16 protein-coding genes are annotated in these 16887 nt (G+C 60.9%); 4 read left to right on the forward strand and 12 right to left on the reverse strand.

Annotation, left to right across the window (positions count from 1 at the left end; translation table 11 throughout):
- Positions 1-13: 13 nt before the first annotated feature.
- The 7 genes from thiD to phoU all read right to left on the reverse strand — a co-directional run bounded on the left by thiD (position 14) and on the right by phoU (position 9187).
- Positions 14-1342 (reverse strand): bifunctional hydroxymethylpyrimidine kinase/phosphomethylpyrimidine kinase, encoded by a 1329-nt coding sequence (gene thiD / locus ACMGFM_RS05475; RefSeq protein WP_436901432.1) that lies wholly within the window; start codon positions 1340-1342, stop codon positions 14-16.
- 42 nt (positions 1343-1384) lie between these two features.
- Entirely contained in the window at positions 1385-3880 is a 2496-nt protein-coding gene (locus tag ACMGFM_RS05480; RefSeq protein ID WP_436901433.1) for a type II secretion system F family protein, read from the reverse strand.
- On the reverse strand, positions 3877-5514 hold the full coding sequence (locus tag ACMGFM_RS05485) for a type II/IV secretion system ATPase subunit (protein WP_436901434.1): 1638 nt from the start codon (positions 5512-5514) through the stop codon (positions 3877-3879). The genes ACMGFM_RS05480 and ACMGFM_RS05485 overlap by 4 nt, the downstream gene beginning before the upstream one ends.
- Positions 5515-5580: 66 nt before the next feature.
- Entirely contained in the window at positions 5581-6102 is a 522-nt protein-coding gene (locus tag ACMGFM_RS05490; RefSeq protein ID WP_436901435.1) for a DUF7549 family protein, read from the reverse strand.
- A 40-nt stretch (positions 6103-6142) separates the two neighbouring features.
- The gene (locus tag ACMGFM_RS05495) at positions 6143-6904 is read right to left on the reverse strand and encodes a DICT sensory domain-containing protein (protein ID WP_436901436.1); all 762 of its coding nucleotides are present in this window, start codon (positions 6902-6904) and stop codon (positions 6143-6145) included.
- A 285-nt stretch (positions 6905-7189) separates the two neighbouring features.
- Positions 7190-8308 carry a transposase gene (locus ACMGFM_RS05500; RefSeq protein ID WP_436901437.1) on the reverse strand — a complete coding sequence of 373 codons (1119 nt, stop codon included), beginning with the start codon at positions 8306-8308 and terminating at the stop codon, positions 7190-7192.
- A gap of 204 nt (positions 8309-8512) precedes the next feature.
- A complete protein-coding gene (phoU, locus tag ACMGFM_RS05505) occupies positions 8513-9187 on the reverse strand; it encodes a phosphate signaling complex protein PhoU (protein WP_436901438.1) in 675 nt (224 codons plus the stop codon).
- 139 nt (positions 9188-9326) lie between these two features.
- On the opposite strand from phoU, the gene ACMGFM_RS05510 reads away from it, so the two are divergent.
- Positions 9327-9815, forward strand: coding sequence for a hypothetical protein (locus ACMGFM_RS05510; RefSeq protein ID WP_436901439.1), 489 nt, complete (start codon positions 9327-9329; stop codon positions 9813-9815).
- Position 9816: 1 nt separating this feature from the next.
- On the opposite strand, the gene ACMGFM_RS05515 is transcribed toward ACMGFM_RS05510, so the two are convergent.
- The 3 genes from ACMGFM_RS05515 to ACMGFM_RS05525 are packed head-to-tail and all read right to left on the reverse strand — an operon-like array spanning position 9817 to position 12493.
- Positions 9817-10299, reverse strand: coding sequence for an SRPBCC family protein (locus ACMGFM_RS05515; RefSeq protein WP_436901440.1), 483 nt, complete (start codon positions 10297-10299; stop codon positions 9817-9819).
- Between the two features lie 38 nt (positions 10300-10337).
- Complete coding sequence (locus ACMGFM_RS05520) at positions 10338-11594, reverse strand: Glu/Leu/Phe/Val family dehydrogenase (protein ID WP_436901441.1); 1257 nt, start codon at positions 11592-11594, stop codon at positions 10338-10340.
- 47 nt (positions 11595-11641) lie between these two features.
- Positions 11642-12493 carry an HpcH/HpaI aldolase/citrate lyase family protein gene (locus tag ACMGFM_RS05525; RefSeq protein WP_436901442.1) on the reverse strand — a complete coding sequence of 284 codons (852 nt, stop codon included), beginning with the start codon at positions 12491-12493 and terminating at the stop codon, positions 11642-11644.
- Between the two features lie 75 nt (positions 12494-12568).
- Here ACMGFM_RS05525 and ACMGFM_RS05530 point away from each other — a divergent pair, with 75 nt between their 5' ends.
- From ACMGFM_RS05530 to ACMGFM_RS05540, 3 genes are read left to right on the forward strand one after another with little or no spacing between them, the layout of a single operon-like run.
- Positions 12569-13759 (forward strand): hypothetical protein, encoded by a 1191-nt coding sequence (locus ACMGFM_RS05530; RefSeq protein WP_436901443.1) that lies wholly within the window; start codon positions 12569-12571, stop codon positions 13757-13759.
- A gap of 30 nt (positions 13760-13789) precedes the next feature.
- Positions 13790-14239 (forward strand): MaoC family dehydratase, encoded by a 450-nt coding sequence (locus ACMGFM_RS05535; protein ID WP_436901444.1) that lies wholly within the window; start codon positions 13790-13792, stop codon positions 14237-14239.
- A 52-nt stretch (positions 14240-14291) separates the two neighbouring features.
- On the forward strand, positions 14292-15218 hold the full coding sequence (locus ACMGFM_RS05540) for a COG1361 family protein (RefSeq protein ID WP_436901445.1): 927 nt from the start codon (positions 14292-14294) through the stop codon (positions 15216-15218).
- On the opposite strand, the gene ACMGFM_RS05545 is transcribed toward ACMGFM_RS05540, so the two are convergent.
- Both ACMGFM_RS05545 and ACMGFM_RS05550 read right to left on the reverse strand, forming a co-directional pair.
- On the reverse strand, positions 15212-16063 hold the full coding sequence (locus ACMGFM_RS05545; RefSeq protein WP_436901446.1) for a class 1 fructose-bisphosphatase: 852 nt from the start codon (positions 16061-16063) through the stop codon (positions 15212-15214). The two genes, ACMGFM_RS05540 and ACMGFM_RS05545, sit on opposite strands and share 7 nt — an antisense overlap.
- A 2-nt stretch (positions 16064-16065) precedes the next feature.
- Positions 16066-16863 (reverse strand): class I fructose-bisphosphate aldolase, encoded by a 798-nt coding sequence (locus tag ACMGFM_RS05550; protein WP_436901447.1) that lies wholly within the window; start codon positions 16861-16863, stop codon positions 16066-16068.
- Positions 16864-16887 lie beyond the last annotated feature (24 nt).

Raw genomic sequence — 16887 nt, forward strand, 5'->3', positions numbered from 1 at the left:
AATTTCAACAGACTCAGGCAGCCAGCAGTTCGCGCACTCGACTGAGCAGCGTCGTCGGGTCGGCCCCGAAGAGGTACAGGCGCGGTTCGACGCCGTGGCCCCCGCGGTCAATCACTCCGGCCGGCGGTGTCTCCGTGTCGAAGGCAGGCTGGAACGCCTCGGGTGAGACGCGCTCGCCCGCAATCTCTTCGGCCTCACCAACCGTCCAGTCGACACCGTCCAGCGCGGATTCAACACTCCCATCGAAGCGACAGTCGAGTGCAAATCGATAGGCAGGGTGGAACTCTCGGGCAGCGAGCAACGACTCAGCGACCGAGCCCGACGCACCGAACCGAACATCTCCGCGAGCAACGATACCGTCAGTTCCTCGGCCGAGTCCACCGTCGACCGCAGCACACTCGTCTGGACCCTCCGCGTAGGGTGTTGCGCCGACGACGTTCATGCCTCCTTCAGCAACCAGCGGTCGGATGTCCGTCTCAGCAAGTTCAGCAACCATCGTCCGGACCTGCTCGGCAGTCGGGTCCCGTTCGGCCCAATCGCGGGCGGCGACCATATGGTGCACTGCGCCGGGTCCCTCGCCAACATCGAGGCTGTATCTGACCGCGCGGGCGAGCAGGTCGGTCGCGGTCCTGACTGCCGCCTCCAGGTCGTCGCCGTAGGCGAGTCGTGTCGCAATCGCCGACGAGAGCATACAGCCCGACCCGTGGTTCGCGTCAGTGTCGACACGCGGGTGGCTAATCTGCTCGACGCCATCCTCAGTCACCAGCACATCGACGACTTCCTCGCCGTCGACGTGGCCGCCCTTGACCAGTGCCGCTTCGACTCCGTCGTCGACGAGCTGTTCGCCAGCCTGAATCGCCGCCTCTGTCGAGTCGACAGTAATTCCGGTGAGCACCTCGGCCTCGTCGGCGTTCGGCGTGAGCAGCGTTGCCTCGCGAGCGAGTGCTGCGTAGGCTGACTCTGCGCCCTCGTCCAGCAGTCGGTCACCCGAGGCGGCGACCATCACCGGGTCGACAACCGCTGCCACGTCTGAATTCGCAAGTTTCTCGGTGACGAACTCTATCACCGGTTCGGCCGCCAACATGCCCGTTTTAATCGCGCTGACCGCAAAGTCCTCAGTGACGGCGTCGTACTGGGCTTCGATTTCCTCGAGCGGGAGGAGATGCGTGCTCTGGACGCCACGGGTGTGCTGTGCCGTGACGCTGGTAATCACGCTCGTCCCGAACGCACCGCCGGCTTCGATAGTCTTCAGGTCTGCCTGAATCCCCGCGCCGCCGCCGGAATCACTGCCTGCAATCGTCAGGACGACTGGCGGTTCGACGGGTGCTCGTTGTCGCGTCATGCTCTGCAGTATTCCCGTCAGGTACAAATCGGTGGTGGGTTCCTACCCGTCGTCGGCGAGGTCAATCCGCTTGACCTCCACCTCGATGCCGGGTTGGTCGCTGCTCCCGACGGATTTGTAGGGCACGTCGACTGCTGATTCGCCGGCCGCTGGCGGCCCTTTGTAGTTGAAGCGCTCGTTTCCGTTTGTCTCCTGATGGGCAACGATTCGTATCGGCTGTTCGTTAGCCACCTCTTGAGTGAGCGGAATGACAACCTCAGTGTGCGTTCCCGGTTCGAGATAGCCCGTTTTCCCGAGCAACTCGCCGTTGACACCGTCCTCGTCGTAGACTGCGATATACCCACCCTCCGAGAGTGAGACTTCCTGTACGCCGTAGACGTTGTTCTTGTCGGCGGTCACACCCTGTGCTGTGATGGAGGCCACGGGCGCACTGAGCACCAACAGCAGGATGTACGCGATAGTCACCATGATCGCCGCGTGTTTCGCACCGTCGCGGAGTGAGCCTTCGCCGAGTTGGCCGGCGATAAATCCAGCAAAGCAGGCCTGAATCATCGCGCCGTGGAAAAAGACCAGTGAGTACGCCGCCTTGTTGACGCTGCCGAGCTGTTCGAACTGACTCGACCCACTCGGCAACCGACTCGCGCCGCCACTCGTCGGTGCCGGGACGGTGTCGGGCAGACTCGGGATGAGCACCTGATTGATCGCCGCAACGATGACCAGAAACACGAAAAACGAGACGTAGATGACGACCAGATAGGTCATCATCTGCTGTTTGCGCTGGCGGCGGAGTTTGACCTCGGCACGGGCCTGCTCGCCGGCGACTCGCAGCACCGGCCCCATATCACCGCTTGCCCGCATCGCGTTCGTCAGCAGGACAACGACTCGCGTCACGGCGGTTGTCTGGACGCGCCGCCCGAGTCTGACCAGCGCGTCGTCGACGTTCGAGCCGAACTCGATATCTCGCCAGATTCGCTCGACTTCCGGGGAGAGCACACCGAGGTCACTTCCGCGAAGTCGTCTGAGCCCTTCGACGAGAGACATCCCCGCCTCGTTGAGACTCGCCAGTCGTTCGAGCAGTTCCGGCATCGCGTTCTCGATGCTGTTCAGCCGTCGGGTGTAGTACTCCCGGATGATGGCGTAGGTAATCAGCACGAACAGCGCGGACTGAATGAGAATATCGTCGAGCGTCCGCGTCGCGATGCCCTCTGCCTGAAAGGCGGTCGGTAACCGGACGGCAATGGCCACCACGGCAATCGGCACGGTCACGTACAGAATTTTCGTCGGGTCGTCCAGGAACACTCGAAGCGGATTTTGGAGGAACTGCTTGAGTTTGCTCACGCTGTTGTACAGCCCCAGCACTCGCCAGTTACTCAGTTCGCGGTCATCGGCGAGCCCCCCGTCCGGTCGGGTCGCCGTCTCTGGCGTGGCGTTGATCGGCGTTGAGAGCGTGATGTCCTGCAAAATCTCGGTTCCGCTCCCCCTGGCGATGCCGAGTTCGTCGAGTTTCTGCTGGAGAATCAGCGCGAACCCGGCATTGCCCAGCGGGATCATCAGATAGATCATCAGCGACAACAGCATGAGGGTATCGGCCAGCAGCAACCCGAAGACGAGCAAAATCGTAATCAAAAATAGCGTCCCCGCGACGAGGACGGTCACGTACATCTCGGCGATAGTCGCGAGCAGCTCGAGCACTTCCTCCTGTCGCTCTGCCTGCTCCTCCCGGAATCGCTCGTACTGGTCTTTGAAAAAGGTCGGGAGGTCACTCCCACTCTGGAGGATGCTGGTCATATTCTCCGCGAAGGTTTTGAACTGCTCACTTGGCGTCCGCTCGGCCATCCGCCTGAGTGCGGTGATCATATCCCGGCCGAACAGGTTCATCTCGCGGACGGCAACGTTCATCTCGTTGGCTGTCTCCCCGTAGACGGCCCGGTTCTCCGCGAGCGTCCGGAGAATCTTCGGAAACTCCATCCCACCGCGTGACAGCGCGTACATGAACGCCGCCGTTCGCGGCAGTCCTTCTTCGATGCCCTGTGCCCGCACCGAGGCCGTACTCGCCGGGAGTTGCCAGCGAAACGTGTACGACAGCAGTGTCGTCACGATACCAATTGCCAGTCCAAGACCTGCGACCACCAGCCGGTAGGTCTGCTGGCTCAGGACGAGTTTGTAATCATCCGTGATGCCAATCGGCTCCGTAATCGTATCCGGGAGGCCAGCAAGCGCCTGGACAATCGGCCCGAAGTACGCGATGACGAGCGCGACAGTGTAGAAGCCGAGAACTGTCCCGGCGAGAAAGGCCATCACCGCGAACAGATAGCTCTTTGCGGCGTAGACCTGGTAGGTTTCGGTCGTGTAGGCGGCTTCAAGCCGCTGGCGTCGGCGTCGATTATCCGAGACGAACCGACCGAACACGATTCGGCTCACTCGGTTGAGCAGCTGTCTGACCCGCGGGCTAAACTTACCGCCGACCCAGAGGCTGATGAGCACCAGCGCGGGAAGACTCGGCAGCACCCAGAACGGAATCGACGACGGGACCGTCATTCTGCTTCGAGTTCGACGCCCCGGTTCTCGATTCGGCGCATGACCTCCTCGGAGTCGGCGTAGTACTTGTTTACCATCGCCGTGAATCGGCGGTAGTCGTTGACACCGTTCTCCTGGAGATATTTCAGGAAGCGCCGGCGATTGCGCAGCTCTTCGAGCAGTTCAGATTGGCTCCAGCCTCGTTCCTCGCGGATTTCTTCGAGCAGTTCGGAGTTGTTCTCCGAGAAGGTGTCTGTCTTCGAGTTCCACGAGTAGGTGTTCGAGTAGTCGAGTTCACCGGTCCGCTGGTCGATACCTTCGATCTCTGCGATAGTCTTCGCGCGGCGAACCCGCTCCTCGTCGGTCCGGCCCAGCACCTGCACCCAGAGGATGTCGAGTGAGGTGACCATCGGTCGTGGGACGTTGATTGGCTCGTTTTCGAGGCGGTTGATGACCGTCTGCACCGAGTCGGCGTGCATCGTCGAGAAGGTTGTGTGGCCAGTGTTCATCGCCTGGAACAGCGTGATGGCTTCCTCACCACGAACCTCACCGACGATGATGTATTCTGGCCGGTGGCGCAGTGCCGACCGCAGGAGGTCGTACATCGTAATGTCTGCGTCACCCATCCGCTCGCGAGTCACCGACGACAGCCAGTTGTCGTGATACAGCGATAACTCTCGGGTGTCTTCGATGGTCAACACCTTCGAGCGCGGCGGGATGAACATCGAGACAGCGTTCATCGACGTCGTCTTCCCCGCTGCGGTCCCGCCAGCGAAAATCAGCGAGCGGTTGTTCTCGATGGCGAGCCACATGTACGCGAGCACCTCGCGGCTGACCGTCCCGTAGTCCAGCAGGTCAATCGGCGTGAACGGCTCATCGGCGTACTTTCGGATGGTGAACGCCGACCCTTTCGGCGTGACCTCCTCGCCGAGTGCGAGTTCGATTCGTGAGCCGTCGGGGAGTGTTGTCGAGACGACAGGGTCGGAAACAGAGACGTGTCGCCCCGAGCGCTGTGCAAGTTGGATGACGAAATCAGCGAGTTCTTCGCCCTCGTAAATTACGTTCGTCTCGATGTCGGTGTACTCGTCGTGATAGACAAACACCGGCAGGTCCGGCCCATCGCAGGAGATGTCCTCAATGTGTGGGTCGTGCATCAGCGGGTCCAGCCGACCGTAGCCCTGGAACGCCCGGTAGAGATAGTAAAATACGCGGTAGAAACTCTCGTCGGCGACTTCGACACCGTATTCCTCTAGTCTGTCGATCAGTTCGTCGCGGAGTGCGTGTTCGGGCGTATCAGCAATCTCCTCCCGGTACAGCAGTGGTCCGCGGATGTCCTCGAACAGGCGTTCGAGCAGTTCCTGTTCGAGCTCCGTCAGCTCCGGTTCGACGACGTAATATCGGTGTTCGGTCTCCTCGGGATAGTAGTTGATCGAAATGAACGCGAAGGGTGCGTTGACCCAGTACCGGTCGATTTCCTCGTGACCGTCGAGGCCGTCGAAGGTGACGAGGTTGTCGTGGCGCTTGGGGTCGTAATCTGTCGGCGAAATAGTCGAGCCAGCAAGCGCCCGTGCTGTCCGCGTGAGCCAGCTGGTGAGACCGCCAGACTCGTCGGCGTAACCTGCCAGCGCCTGCTTTCTGTTCTGTTCTTTTGCCATCGTGACCCCACGACTACGGCGTGGTTACACCCGCTTACCGGGCCAGCTACTTAAATCGTACCGCGGTTACCCGGCGGGCGCGTGGTCGCCGTCGCGTTCGACCCGTTCGGTCTGGATGAGCACCACGCCGAGGACGAGTTGCAAGCAGAGTCCGACTGGAATCGTTGTCCCAAGGAGGTTCTGGAACAACAGCACGTACGCACCGCCGAGCAAGAGTCCACTGACTGTCAGCAACCCGCCGAGTGCCCGAACGGGGTCGACGGGCATCGATTGCACCTGCTCTTCGTCAACGTAATAGGCCACGCTGAGGGCAAAGGCGACGGCGAACACGGACGTGCCCGCCAGCCAGAGAATCGTGGCGTAGCTTTCGCCGGTGTAGATGGGAAAGTCGAGAAATCCCCACACCCAGACCGGCCGGTCGCCGGGGAGGTCGATGCCGGGGGTAAAGAGCAGATTAATCGCGTGAAACCAGAAGAAGTAGCCGGTTGCCTCCTCGCGGGCAATCCACGTCACCGCCCACGGGGCCAGTCCACAGAGCCACGTCGACAGCACCGCCAGTTCGCCGGCGTACTCCGAGCGCACCCACATACCACTCTCAGGGAGTGCTCGTCGCTAAAAGCTGTCGACTTCAGAGATTGGCCTGGATATACGCGGTCAGGTCGTCGATAACGCGCTCGTCGTAGGTCCAGAATCCCTCCCACTCGGCCGGTCCCTTCTCTATCGCAAGTAATCCCGCGGCGTCTGCTGCGGGGCGGTCCGCCGGTGGCTGGTAGATGACGAACCACGAGTCCTCGAAGTCAAGCTTACTGCCGCCGTGCATCGTCACGTCCAGTTCGGCCGTTGGCCGCCAGTCTGGCTCCCCGTAGACGTGGACATCTACGTCGGTATTCGACACTTTGCGGTAGGCGCGACGCGTGCCGCGTTCATCTTTGATTCGAGAGAGTTGCTGAAACGACGAGCGCAGCGTTCCGGCACCGGCCTCGTAGGCGCGGCGCTCGATTTCCCGAGAGATGAGAATCAACAGCAGTTTCTCACTGCCCGACTCTGGATAGCCCCGAAGGGAAAACCGCACGTCGGTCAACTTGTCGATGACTGCCGGGACTGTCGTCTCTTCGAGCGACCGTGTCCCGGTCTTGTAGAGGTCCGAGTTGACCATCAGAATTGCGTCGTGAAGCGCATCTAGCGGCGATTCAGCGACCACCTCACCGTCTTCGAGCAACAGTACGGTGTTCTCTGGATACTCGTCGATAGTCGTTTCATCAACGCCGACCGACTGCTTGGCGAAGAGCGTCTCGACCATCCGCTGGAACGGTTCAGGTTTCGTCCTGTTAGCGACCACGAGTTTCCGGGCTGGGCCGTCTATGGCCGACAGAAACCGTTCCAGGGACATTAGCTCTGGCTCCCCTTACTATATGAGGGGCTTTGAATGTAGTGCCGATTATAGAAATCGCAGGAGAAAATCCACGGCTCTACAGTAGTTGCTGATTCGACCGGGAGAACTGCTGACGGAGAATCCGGCTGTCGGCACTAATTTGGATTGACGATACAGCGTGGAGAACAAGGTTAGTATCTGCCGGCCAAGAACCTTCGACGAGGATTGTTCTGGCAGTCTCGCCAGTAGCCAGCGGCGTCCTGACTCGGGCATGCCAGCCCGAGTCAGCCGCCGAGTGACACGCTATCCGTCCGGAATGGGACCGAGAAACTGTCGGAACAGGGTGGTCGGGAGGACAGGCGTGCTCCCGACCGCCCGGTCTGGTGTGAGAAGCAGGTTCGTCAACACCCACAGATTGTAGAGGGCCACTGCAAACAAAAAGTAGAACAACCGGACAGAGAACGTCGGTGAAGACGTTTTCGGGAGAAACTCCGCGACCTTTCGGTAGGATGTTTCGATTCCCCAGCGGCGGCGGTAGGCTTCTGCAAGCGGCTGAGCGAAGTCACTGGTGACGTCGCGGTTGGTGACTAGGCAGAAGTGATCGTCCTCACGGGAGCGATGTGGCACCACGACGAGCCGGACTGTCGTCCGGCCCGTCGGTGGGTTCGACCGTGCCATCTCGTACTCTGCGACGAATGTGTCTTCGTCGTGGTCAGCGATGAATCGCTGTACCTTCCGTGTTTGTGGCGCACGCATGACAAACTCAACGTCTAGGTCTTCGAGCGTTAACGCCAGATGGACGCGGTAGAAGCCACGGTCGAGGTAGACACGATTGATTTCGACGTACTCCCGCGCTTGTGAGACGAGTTGGCGGATTGCCTCCGCCAACTCGTCAGTCTTCTCACCGTCCAGCGCGACCCAGCCAAGCGTGAATCGGACGCTTGGATCGACAATACAGATGGTGGCGAACTTGTAGGCACAGTCAGTTCCTCGGTCGGGATCAGTCCGGGAAACGTGCGGTGTGTCGCTGTCGCCGTAGTACAGCCAGTCGTGAACGTCGATTGCGACGTCGACGGGCCGTGTGAACAGCCGGTTGCGAGCTGCCTCAGTGAGAACAGCATCGCGGACGCGGTCGAACTGGTCGTCGACCGCGTCCGCATCCAGCCCACGAAGATGGTACAACAGCGCTCTCGCCAGCGGATTCCGTGATTCGGCGCCAACGTCTACGTCGTTACCACGAGCGAGTTGGTATGCTTTTGCGCCAGCGTTAGCAAACTCGTTGTCGAAGGAAATCCGAGCGAGGACTTGCTGGAAGTCCTCGCTCGGATAAGTACCGTTGTCCGCAACACCAAAATCAAGCTCCGGGAACAGCATTGATGAGGCGGCACGACTCACCTGTTTCGCCTCGGCTGTCTCGACCATATCGAGACAACGAACGCGACGACAATTGCTTCTCTCCCACTTCAGCAACTACTGTTCAGCCGTGGGAGGAAGTCAACAATGTTCCAGTCTGGGCGCTCTACTGAATTACATTTTGGAACCGAACTTAGACTGGCGTCCGGAATGGTGACCTGTCGCCAAAATTCTCGATCAAAACCTCTGGACCGAGACACTGTGCCAGCGTCGTCAGTACAGCAGTGCGTCGTCAGATTCGACCATGTACAGCGTCCGCGCGGCGATGTTGACGGCGTGGTCGCCGACCCGTTCGAGGTCACGGATGGTCAACAACAGCCGGTAGACATCCTGCATCGTCCCCTGAATCTGTTCTTCGTCGTCGATATCCTGCTGTTCGATCAGTTCTCGGACCACCAGTTCCGAGGCGTTCTCACAGAGGTCATCGATTTCGTCGTCGCGGTCGGCAATCCTGAAGCAGGCCTCGGGGTCCTCGTTGGCGTAGGCGTCCATCGACTCCCCAATCATCTCGATTGTCTTCGAGCCAATTGCCTGAATATCGACTTCAGGGAAGGTGTCTTTCTTTGCGTCGAGTGAGTAGTCGCCGAGATTCGTCGCGAGGTCGGCGATGCGTTCGAGGTCGGTGATGATCTTGAACGAGGCCGCAATAAACCGGAGGTCACCGGCCACGGGTTGCTGGAGCGCAATCAGGTCGATACATTCCTGTTCGAGTTCGAGATACATCTCGTTGATTTCGTGGTCACCATCGATGACTTCCCACGCGAGGTCGTCGTCTTTCTCCTGCAGGGCGTCGAGGCCCATCTGCAGGCGCTCGATGACGAGTTCGCTCATGTAGAGGACGTCCTCGGAGAGTTTGTCGAGGCGCTGTTGATATCCGTCTCTGGGCATACACGAACGAAGATGCTCGCCTGATTTGTAGCTTGTGTGTCTCACGAAGGCGGCCCGTCGTCGACACGGCAGCGGTCTTCGTGATTGTGATTTCTGTTTTGACGATAGATTTAATTAGTGTTGACGGAAAGAATACCTCGTGTCACAGACAAACGTATCGACACCGGTCGCGGCGGCGGTGTTCATCGGCTCGGCCATCCTTATCGGAGCACCAGTGACGTACGCGGTGGTGACGGTCGTCCTCAACGCCGTGTTCTTCGCGCTCGACGTCGTTGATGTCACGGTCGGGTCCGGGCCGCTCGCAGCACCGCTTTTCATCGCTGCCGTCGTGCTTGTGGCGTGGCTCTGGATGCGGATCTCCTACGAGGTTGCCCAACTCCGTCTCTACGGAGTGTCGGCACTGTCCCGTGGCTCGCGGGTGGGCACGCTGGCTCGGTATCTGGTGCTGTGGGGTGTGATCTTGGCCGCCCTCGGGTCCATTGCAGCGTTTGGCTTACTCTGGACGCTGGCACTCGTTTCCTCGCCGTCGCCCACTGCACTCGCTGGGTCTGTCCTCACAGTCGCCTGTGTCTGGGCATTCGCACGCAGCGTGCGCGCGCTCCGCGACGGATGGGCTGAGTCGGGGTAGTTCAGTCCTCGAGCAGTTCTTTCGTCCGGCGGTGTCGGTACCGGAAGAAGGGCTCGAAGCCGACTTTTCCGAACGGGCCAACTGCGCGCCCGAGTGCGCCGAAGGGGAACTCGTAGACGACGCGGTCGCGGACGATTGTGCCGTCGCCGTCGGCGAAAAACATGTGCGTGTGTTCCCACTCGGTAAAGGGGCCGTCTTCCATCACGTCGGTAAAGTACGCCGAGCCGTCGTCCTCTTCTCGGGCGGTGATGACCGAGGTCCAGCCCTGCCGAGGTCCGACACCAAGCGGCCGGACTGAGGACTCGATTTCCGCACCCGTTTCGAGTACGTCGGGGTCAGCCTCGCCGTCCGGCCCACGGACAGACTCAATTTCGAGATTCATCCACTCAGGTGTCAGGTCAACGAGGCCAGACTCTGTCGAGTGAAAGTCCCAGACTTCGTCGAAAGGAGCATCCACGCGGACCGATCGCTCGTAAGTCGCCATACCACGTTTTCGACCGCAGGAGAGAAAACCCGTTCGACTCAGGGCCAGATGCCGCCTTCTTCGGCTGCCCGCATGACCCGCTTGAGTGCAACGGTGTACATCGCAATCCGCAACGTTGCCACCTCCTGCTGTTCGTATGCCTCGATCATCGCATCGAATGCCTCGGTGATGTACCGTTCGAGTTCGTCGTTGACGCGCTGTTCGGTCCAGGAGAACCGCTGGCGGTTCTGGACCCACTCGAAGTACGAGACTATCACTCCGCCGGCGTTGGCAAGAATGTCTGGAATTACGTAGATATCGCGCTCGGCCAGCACCTTGTCGGCCTCGGGCGTCAGCGGACCGTTCGCTGCTTCCGCAATCAGGTCTGCACTGACTTCCTCGGCGACATCGCCGTCAATGGCATTTTCCAGTGCGGCTGGAATCAACACGTCGACGTCCATCGTCAACAGTTCTTCACTGCTGATCTCTTCTGTTGCTCCGTCGAATCCTGACAGCGCCCCGGTCTTGGACTTGTGCGCTTTCGCTGCCGCAACGTCGAGACCGTCTTCGCTGTAGACCCCGCTCCGTGAGTCCGTGGCAGCAACAACGTTTGCGCCAAGTTCGTCGAGCAACCGGGCCGCGATTGAGCCTGCGTTGCCGAAGCCCTGGACCGCAACTGTCGCGTCTTCGATATCCCAGTCAAACTCCTCGAAGGCTTCGCGGACGACCAGCATCACCGACCGCCCCGTCGCTTCGACTCGCCCTCTGCTCCCGCCACTCTCGATGGCCTTCCCGGTAACGACGCCCGGTTCGGTTCTCCCTTCCAGTGTCTCGTAGGTGTCTTTGAACCAGTTCATCTCCCGCTGGCCGGTGTTGACATCCGGCGCTGGGATATCGCGACTCTCGCCGACGAGCGGTCTGAGTTCCTTGGCATAGGCTCTGGTAAGTCGCTCCAGTTCAGACTCGGAGTACTCTGCTGGGTCGATTTTGATTCCGCCTTTTCCGCCGCCGTAGGGGACGTTGACGGCCGCACACTTGTAGACCATCCAGCCCGACAGCGCCTTGACCTCTGCGCGGGTGACGCCGGGGTGGTATCGGATACCGCCTTTATAGGGGCCACGGTCACCGTTGAACTGCGCGCGATACGCCTCGACAACGTCGATAGTGCCGTCATCGAGTTCGACCGAGAGGTTCAGTTCCAGCACACGCTCGGGGTTGCTCAGCCGGTTGATTACGTCATCGTCTACATCGAGTTCAGTCGCTGCCTGGTGGATCTGCTGTTGCAGGCTCTCGAATGGGTTCGCCTCGTTGCTCATTACCGTTCAATCAGTTAGGAGGCACAAATGGTTGACGACACCGTTGTTCACTCTTCGATGACAAGTCCGGCGGCCCCAGCGCGTTCGAGTACCTGCTCAGCCTGCTCGATGAGTGGCGCGTCGATCATTTCGCCATCGACGGCAACAACACCTCGGCCCGCCGCTTCGGCCGCTTCGCTTGCGCTCAGCACACGACGTGCCCACTCGATTCGGTCCTCACTGGGTGTGAAGCTCTCGTTGATGACCGATATCTGCGCTGGATGGATTGCCATCTTGCCGTCGAACCCAAACTGGAGGGCGCGCTCTGTCTCCGAGCGGAGATACGCATCGCGCTCGTAGTCAGTCACGAGTGTATCGATGGCGTCGATGCCGGCCGCGCTGGCTGCGAGAACGACCCGCTGGCGCGCGTAGCTGATCTCGTCGCCATCATCGGTCCGAGTCGCGCCGATGTCGGCCGAGAGGTCCTCGGCCCCGAACAGCAGGGCGTCGACACGGGGTTGCTCGGCGATTGCCGCTGCGTCGAGCACACCCGCTGCCGTTTCGAGTAAGGCGAGAATTGGCAGCTCGATACCCTCGTCGGCGAGCGCGTCTCGAAGTCGTCCAACGTCTCCCGGACCGGACACCTTTGGGAGCATGACGCTGTCGACGCTGTCCGCGCCCACGAGTGCGTCGAGGTCAGCCACTCCGCCGTTGTCGAGTGGGTTGATCCGGACACACACTTCGCAGTCGGCGTCGATTGAGCCGAGCACCGACCGCACTGTCTCACGGGCCTGTGCCTTCGCCGCTGGCGCGACAGCGTCTTCGAGGTCGAACACCACGACGTCCGCGCCGCTGTTTGGCGCTTTCTGCAGGAGGTCCGTCTGGTCGCCCGGCGAGAACAGAACGCTTCTGCGAGCCATACGTCCGCTTCGCTCGCACTCCACAAAAAACCGTCCGACAGGAGAGATAAGAGTCTGCAGGCCCAAGACCGGCTAATGGCCGACTCCCCAGACCGGTTCGTCGCGACAACAGAGCTACGCGATGGCCAGCCTGCGCCCGAGGAGTGGGACCCACTCACGGGCGACGTGCCGTGGATATCCCAGTTTTTGGCACGACTCCCTGACGCTGACCGTAAGGTTGCGGTCCTCACTACTGAGTCGGGGGCGACGGAGACACAGCAGACTACCTTCGAGCAGGTGCGGTCGGCGTGGCTCGCGGCCGAGCACTCTGCTGGGGTCATATCGGTGCTCGCTCACGGCGACAGCCCGCGGCCGTGGTTTGCGGTTGACCCGTGGGCACCGTTGCCCACAGACAGCCGCCCGCCGGCAACCGTCCGCGCTCTTCTCATCGACCTCGCGGAGGGCGTCTGGCAGATTGAATCCGCCGGCTGGACCCCGCCGACCCGCGCGCAGTTTCGGTTCTCTCCGGAGACGGGCCGCGCAGCCGTTTGCTGGCCGCTGGGTGACACTGGCGGACCAAGCGGTGTGGAACGCGTTGCTGCGGCTGGGTACGAACTGCTGACTGGCGAGGCGGTCCCCGACGGTAACCTCGTCTGGCCCGGCGCGGGTGACCCACCGCAACTGTGGGACGTGCTCGAAACTGCCCTCACAAGCCCTTCGACGTACGCGAACTGTTACGAGTTCAAACGCGCACTGCTGTTCGGCCCGACGACACCGCTGGCTGGCCCGCCGGTCGCCGAGTCAGCGTCGCCACCGACAGAGGAGTCTCAATCGACGGGGGCTGGCGGTGGTGGACAGCTGAGCCGTCGCGCTGCCGTGGGTGTCCTCGGACTGGGTGCGCTGGGACTCACGGGACTGTTCGCCCGCGGGAGCGACACCGACTCCTCCACGGAGCAGTCTCAGGACGATGGGCTGCCAGACGCCTCGTTCCGGTTTATCCAGCACCCAAACACACTCAGAGTAACTCACGCCGGCGGTGACACAATCGACGCGGGCAATCTCTTTGTCAGAAATCCACGCATCAGCGGAGAAAACATCTACCTCTGGAGTGACTATCCGGGATACGACGACCAGACACCTGTCTCAGAAGGGGATTCGATTCTCATCGACCGGAAGGTCATGAGTATGTGGTTCGCCGAGGTTGTCTGGCAATCGTCGGACGGCAGCCGTGAAGTCGTCCTGGAGGAGCGAAAAATCAGCGAAGAAGAGGGCTTCGGTGAGGGATAAGTATTTTCGGCTGGCTGCTGACAAACCGGTATGCCCGGTCTGTACTACGAGGAATTCGAGGTCGGTCAGCGAATCGAACACGACAAGCGGCGGACGGTCAGCGAGGCGGACAACCAGCAGTTCTGCGATATGACGATGAACCAGCAGCCGTTGCATCTCGACAGCGAGTTCGCCGCCGAGACGCAGTTCGGCGAGCGCATCGTCAACGGACTGTACACCATGTCGCTTGCCGTCGGGTTGACGATTGCCGACACGACAGACGGCACGATTGTCGCGAACCTGAGCTACGACAACGTCGAACATCCAACCCCAGTAACCCACGGCGACACCATCCGTGCCGAGACAGAAGTACTGGACAAGCGCGAAACGAGCGACGGCGAGCGCGGCGTCGTGACGATGCTCGTCGAGGCGTTCAACCAGGACGACGAACTGGTCTGCTCACTGGAACGGACGGCGCTGTCGCTGAAGCGCGACACCTAATGTGCGCCACGGCGGTTGGATTTATGTTCTCCTGTCTCGTACGTCGCCGCGAATGGCCTCCCGATTGCGCGTGCGAGGATTCGCTGTCCTGCTGGCGCTGACCTGTGTTGCACTGGCAGCTAGCGGTGCCGGCCCAGCAATCTCGCCAGACGCCGCTGTTTCCGCCCAATCTGGGCAGGGCTCGGTGACTGACGTAACGCTCGAAAACTCTGCTGTGCAAACTGGCGAGACGGTGCGCGTCACCGCTATCGTCGAAAATACTGGGGCCGAGCGGGCAACAATTCCGGCGACGTTGACGCTTGACGGCGAGTCAGTTGCGACACGGGAGCCGTCAGTTGACCCCGAATTTCCCGTTGTCGTCACCTTCGAGGTAACCGTCTCAGACGCCGGCGAGTACACTGTCGCGGTCAACGGCGTCGACACAGCGCAGACACTGACTGTTACGGCACCCGAAAGCTCCGAGAACGGCGACAACAGCAACTCCGGCAACGATGGAGTCCCGACTGAGCAATCACCGACGACAGTCTCAGTCGACTCGGAGAACGTGAGCATCGAGAGTGTAGAGCTCGGCTCGCCGTCGGCCGCAGTCGGCGAGACGGTCGAAGTGACGGCAACGCTGGTAAACACCGGTCCCGAGGTGGTCAATGTCTCTGTCGCGCTCGAATTCGACGGCGAGGTAGTCACCACCGCGACAGCAGAGAATATTCTCTCACAGCAGACCACAGCGGGAGTGACAATTCCGTACACCTTCACCTACAAACCGCAGCAGGCAGGCACGTACACTGTGAGCGTCAACGGCACCGAGGCAGGAACTCAACTCGACGTGTCGGGCGGCGGGGGGCTTTTCGGATTCCTCCCTAACCTCCCGCTTGGCTTCCTCCCGCTTGGACTGCTCAGAACGGTCGCACTGTTTGTCCTGCTGCCAATCGCGGCCGTCTATCTCGTCCTCAAGGCGATGGCTATCTATCTCGGCTACTGACCGTCCAGAGCCGATTCGAGGTCGTCAATCAGTGACTCGTTGCCGACGAACACCGGCGTCCGTTCGTGCAACTCGGTTGCTTCCTTCGTGAGTAACGACTGTGTGCCGTCTGTCGAAGCGCCGCCGGCCGCCGAGACGATAGCGGCGATTGGGTGGCCCTCGAAGAGGAGGCGGAGTTTCCCTTCTGGCTGGTCGGCAAGCATCGGGTAGCCGAAGAGTCCGCCGTACGTGAGTATCTGGTTTACGTCACCGACCATTGCGCCGCTGTAGCGGAGCTTCAGTCGCCTTTCTTCGATTTCTTTCACGAAGGTACTGAAATCGTCGGGCCAGTCCGGCGCTCGACCGCCGAAGCCATAGACCGTCGGGTCCGCGGGAACGGTTATGTCTTCCTGAAGGACTGAGCGCTCGTCGTCTTCAAGCAGATACTCGGTAACGGTTTCATCGACAGCAGTGACCATCGTCGTCGTCGGCCCGTAGAGGACGTACGCTGCTGCCTGCAGCGCCTCGCCGGCGGCAGGGAGGGGCTCGTCGTAGACACCGATGATCGTTCCCATTCCGTTGTTTGATTTGAGATTGGAGGAGCCGTCGAGGGGGTCGGAGGCGACGTGGTACGAACCACTGTCCTCGGCCACGGCGTCGCGTTCTTCGCTCGCGTACGAGCCAACGGCAGGAATATCGAGCAGGCGCTGTTCGAGCAGTTCGTCGGCGTAGACATCGGCCGCGAGCTGTCGGTCGCCGGTCGGGTTGTGACCCTCCGCGTAGGAACGACGCTCGCCGAGCACCCCTCGTACTTCCGCTGCTGTCTCGGCGACAGCGTCGAAGATTGCGTCGATGGTGTCAGTCATCGCTACGACTCGGTCGCGGCGAGTGCGGTCTCGACAGAACTCTCCTCGAAGATAATCTCTTCGAGGCCGTCGAGAATCGCTTCGGGGTTCTCACGCTGGAAGACGTTGCGACCGACCGCGAGTCCGGCCGCGCCAGCGTCCATTGCACCCTTGACCGTTTCGAGGAACTCTCGGTCGCTGGTCTTCGAGCCACCCGACATGACAACTTTCGTCCGGCCGGCCATCTCCACAACTTCTTCCATCGCTTCGGGACTGCCCGGATATTTCACCTTGGCAACGTCAGCGCCGAGTTCCATCGCCTGTCGAGCGGCGTAGGAAATGACGCCAGATTTCTTGTCGTTTTTGACGCCCTGGCCGCGCGGGTAGGCCCAGGCGACGACTGGCATGTCGTGTGCTCGGGCGGCCTCGTGGGCGTCGCGGAACTCCTCGACCATCTCGATTTCGTGGTTCGAACCGCCGTACAGCGTGAAGCCAATCGAGTCTGCGCCGACCTCGTCGGCGTACTCAACCGACCAGTTGACTGCCGAGTCTGGTTCGCCCATCCACAGATCCGACGTGCCGTTGATTTTGGCGAGCAGCGTCACGTCGTCGGCGTAGTCGGGATAGTAGCCCTCGCCGATACCTTTCTGGACTGCGAGGCTGGTCACTGCCGGGTGTGTTGCGACCTCGAAGACGTGTTCGGGGTCCGCGCTCTCGGGAACCGCCTCGAAGTCGACCGGCCCGTGTTCGAGTCCGTGGTCGTACGCCAGGATGAGTATCTTGCCGTCCCGCGTCAGCGGTGAATCATCGATAGGTTGCATTGTATTTGTTGGTGCGTACAGTCG

The organism is Halovenus halobia (assembly GCF_051414135.1).
Classification (GTDB): domain Archaea; phylum Halobacteriota; class Halobacteria; order Halobacteriales; family Haloarculaceae; genus Halovenus; species Halovenus halobia.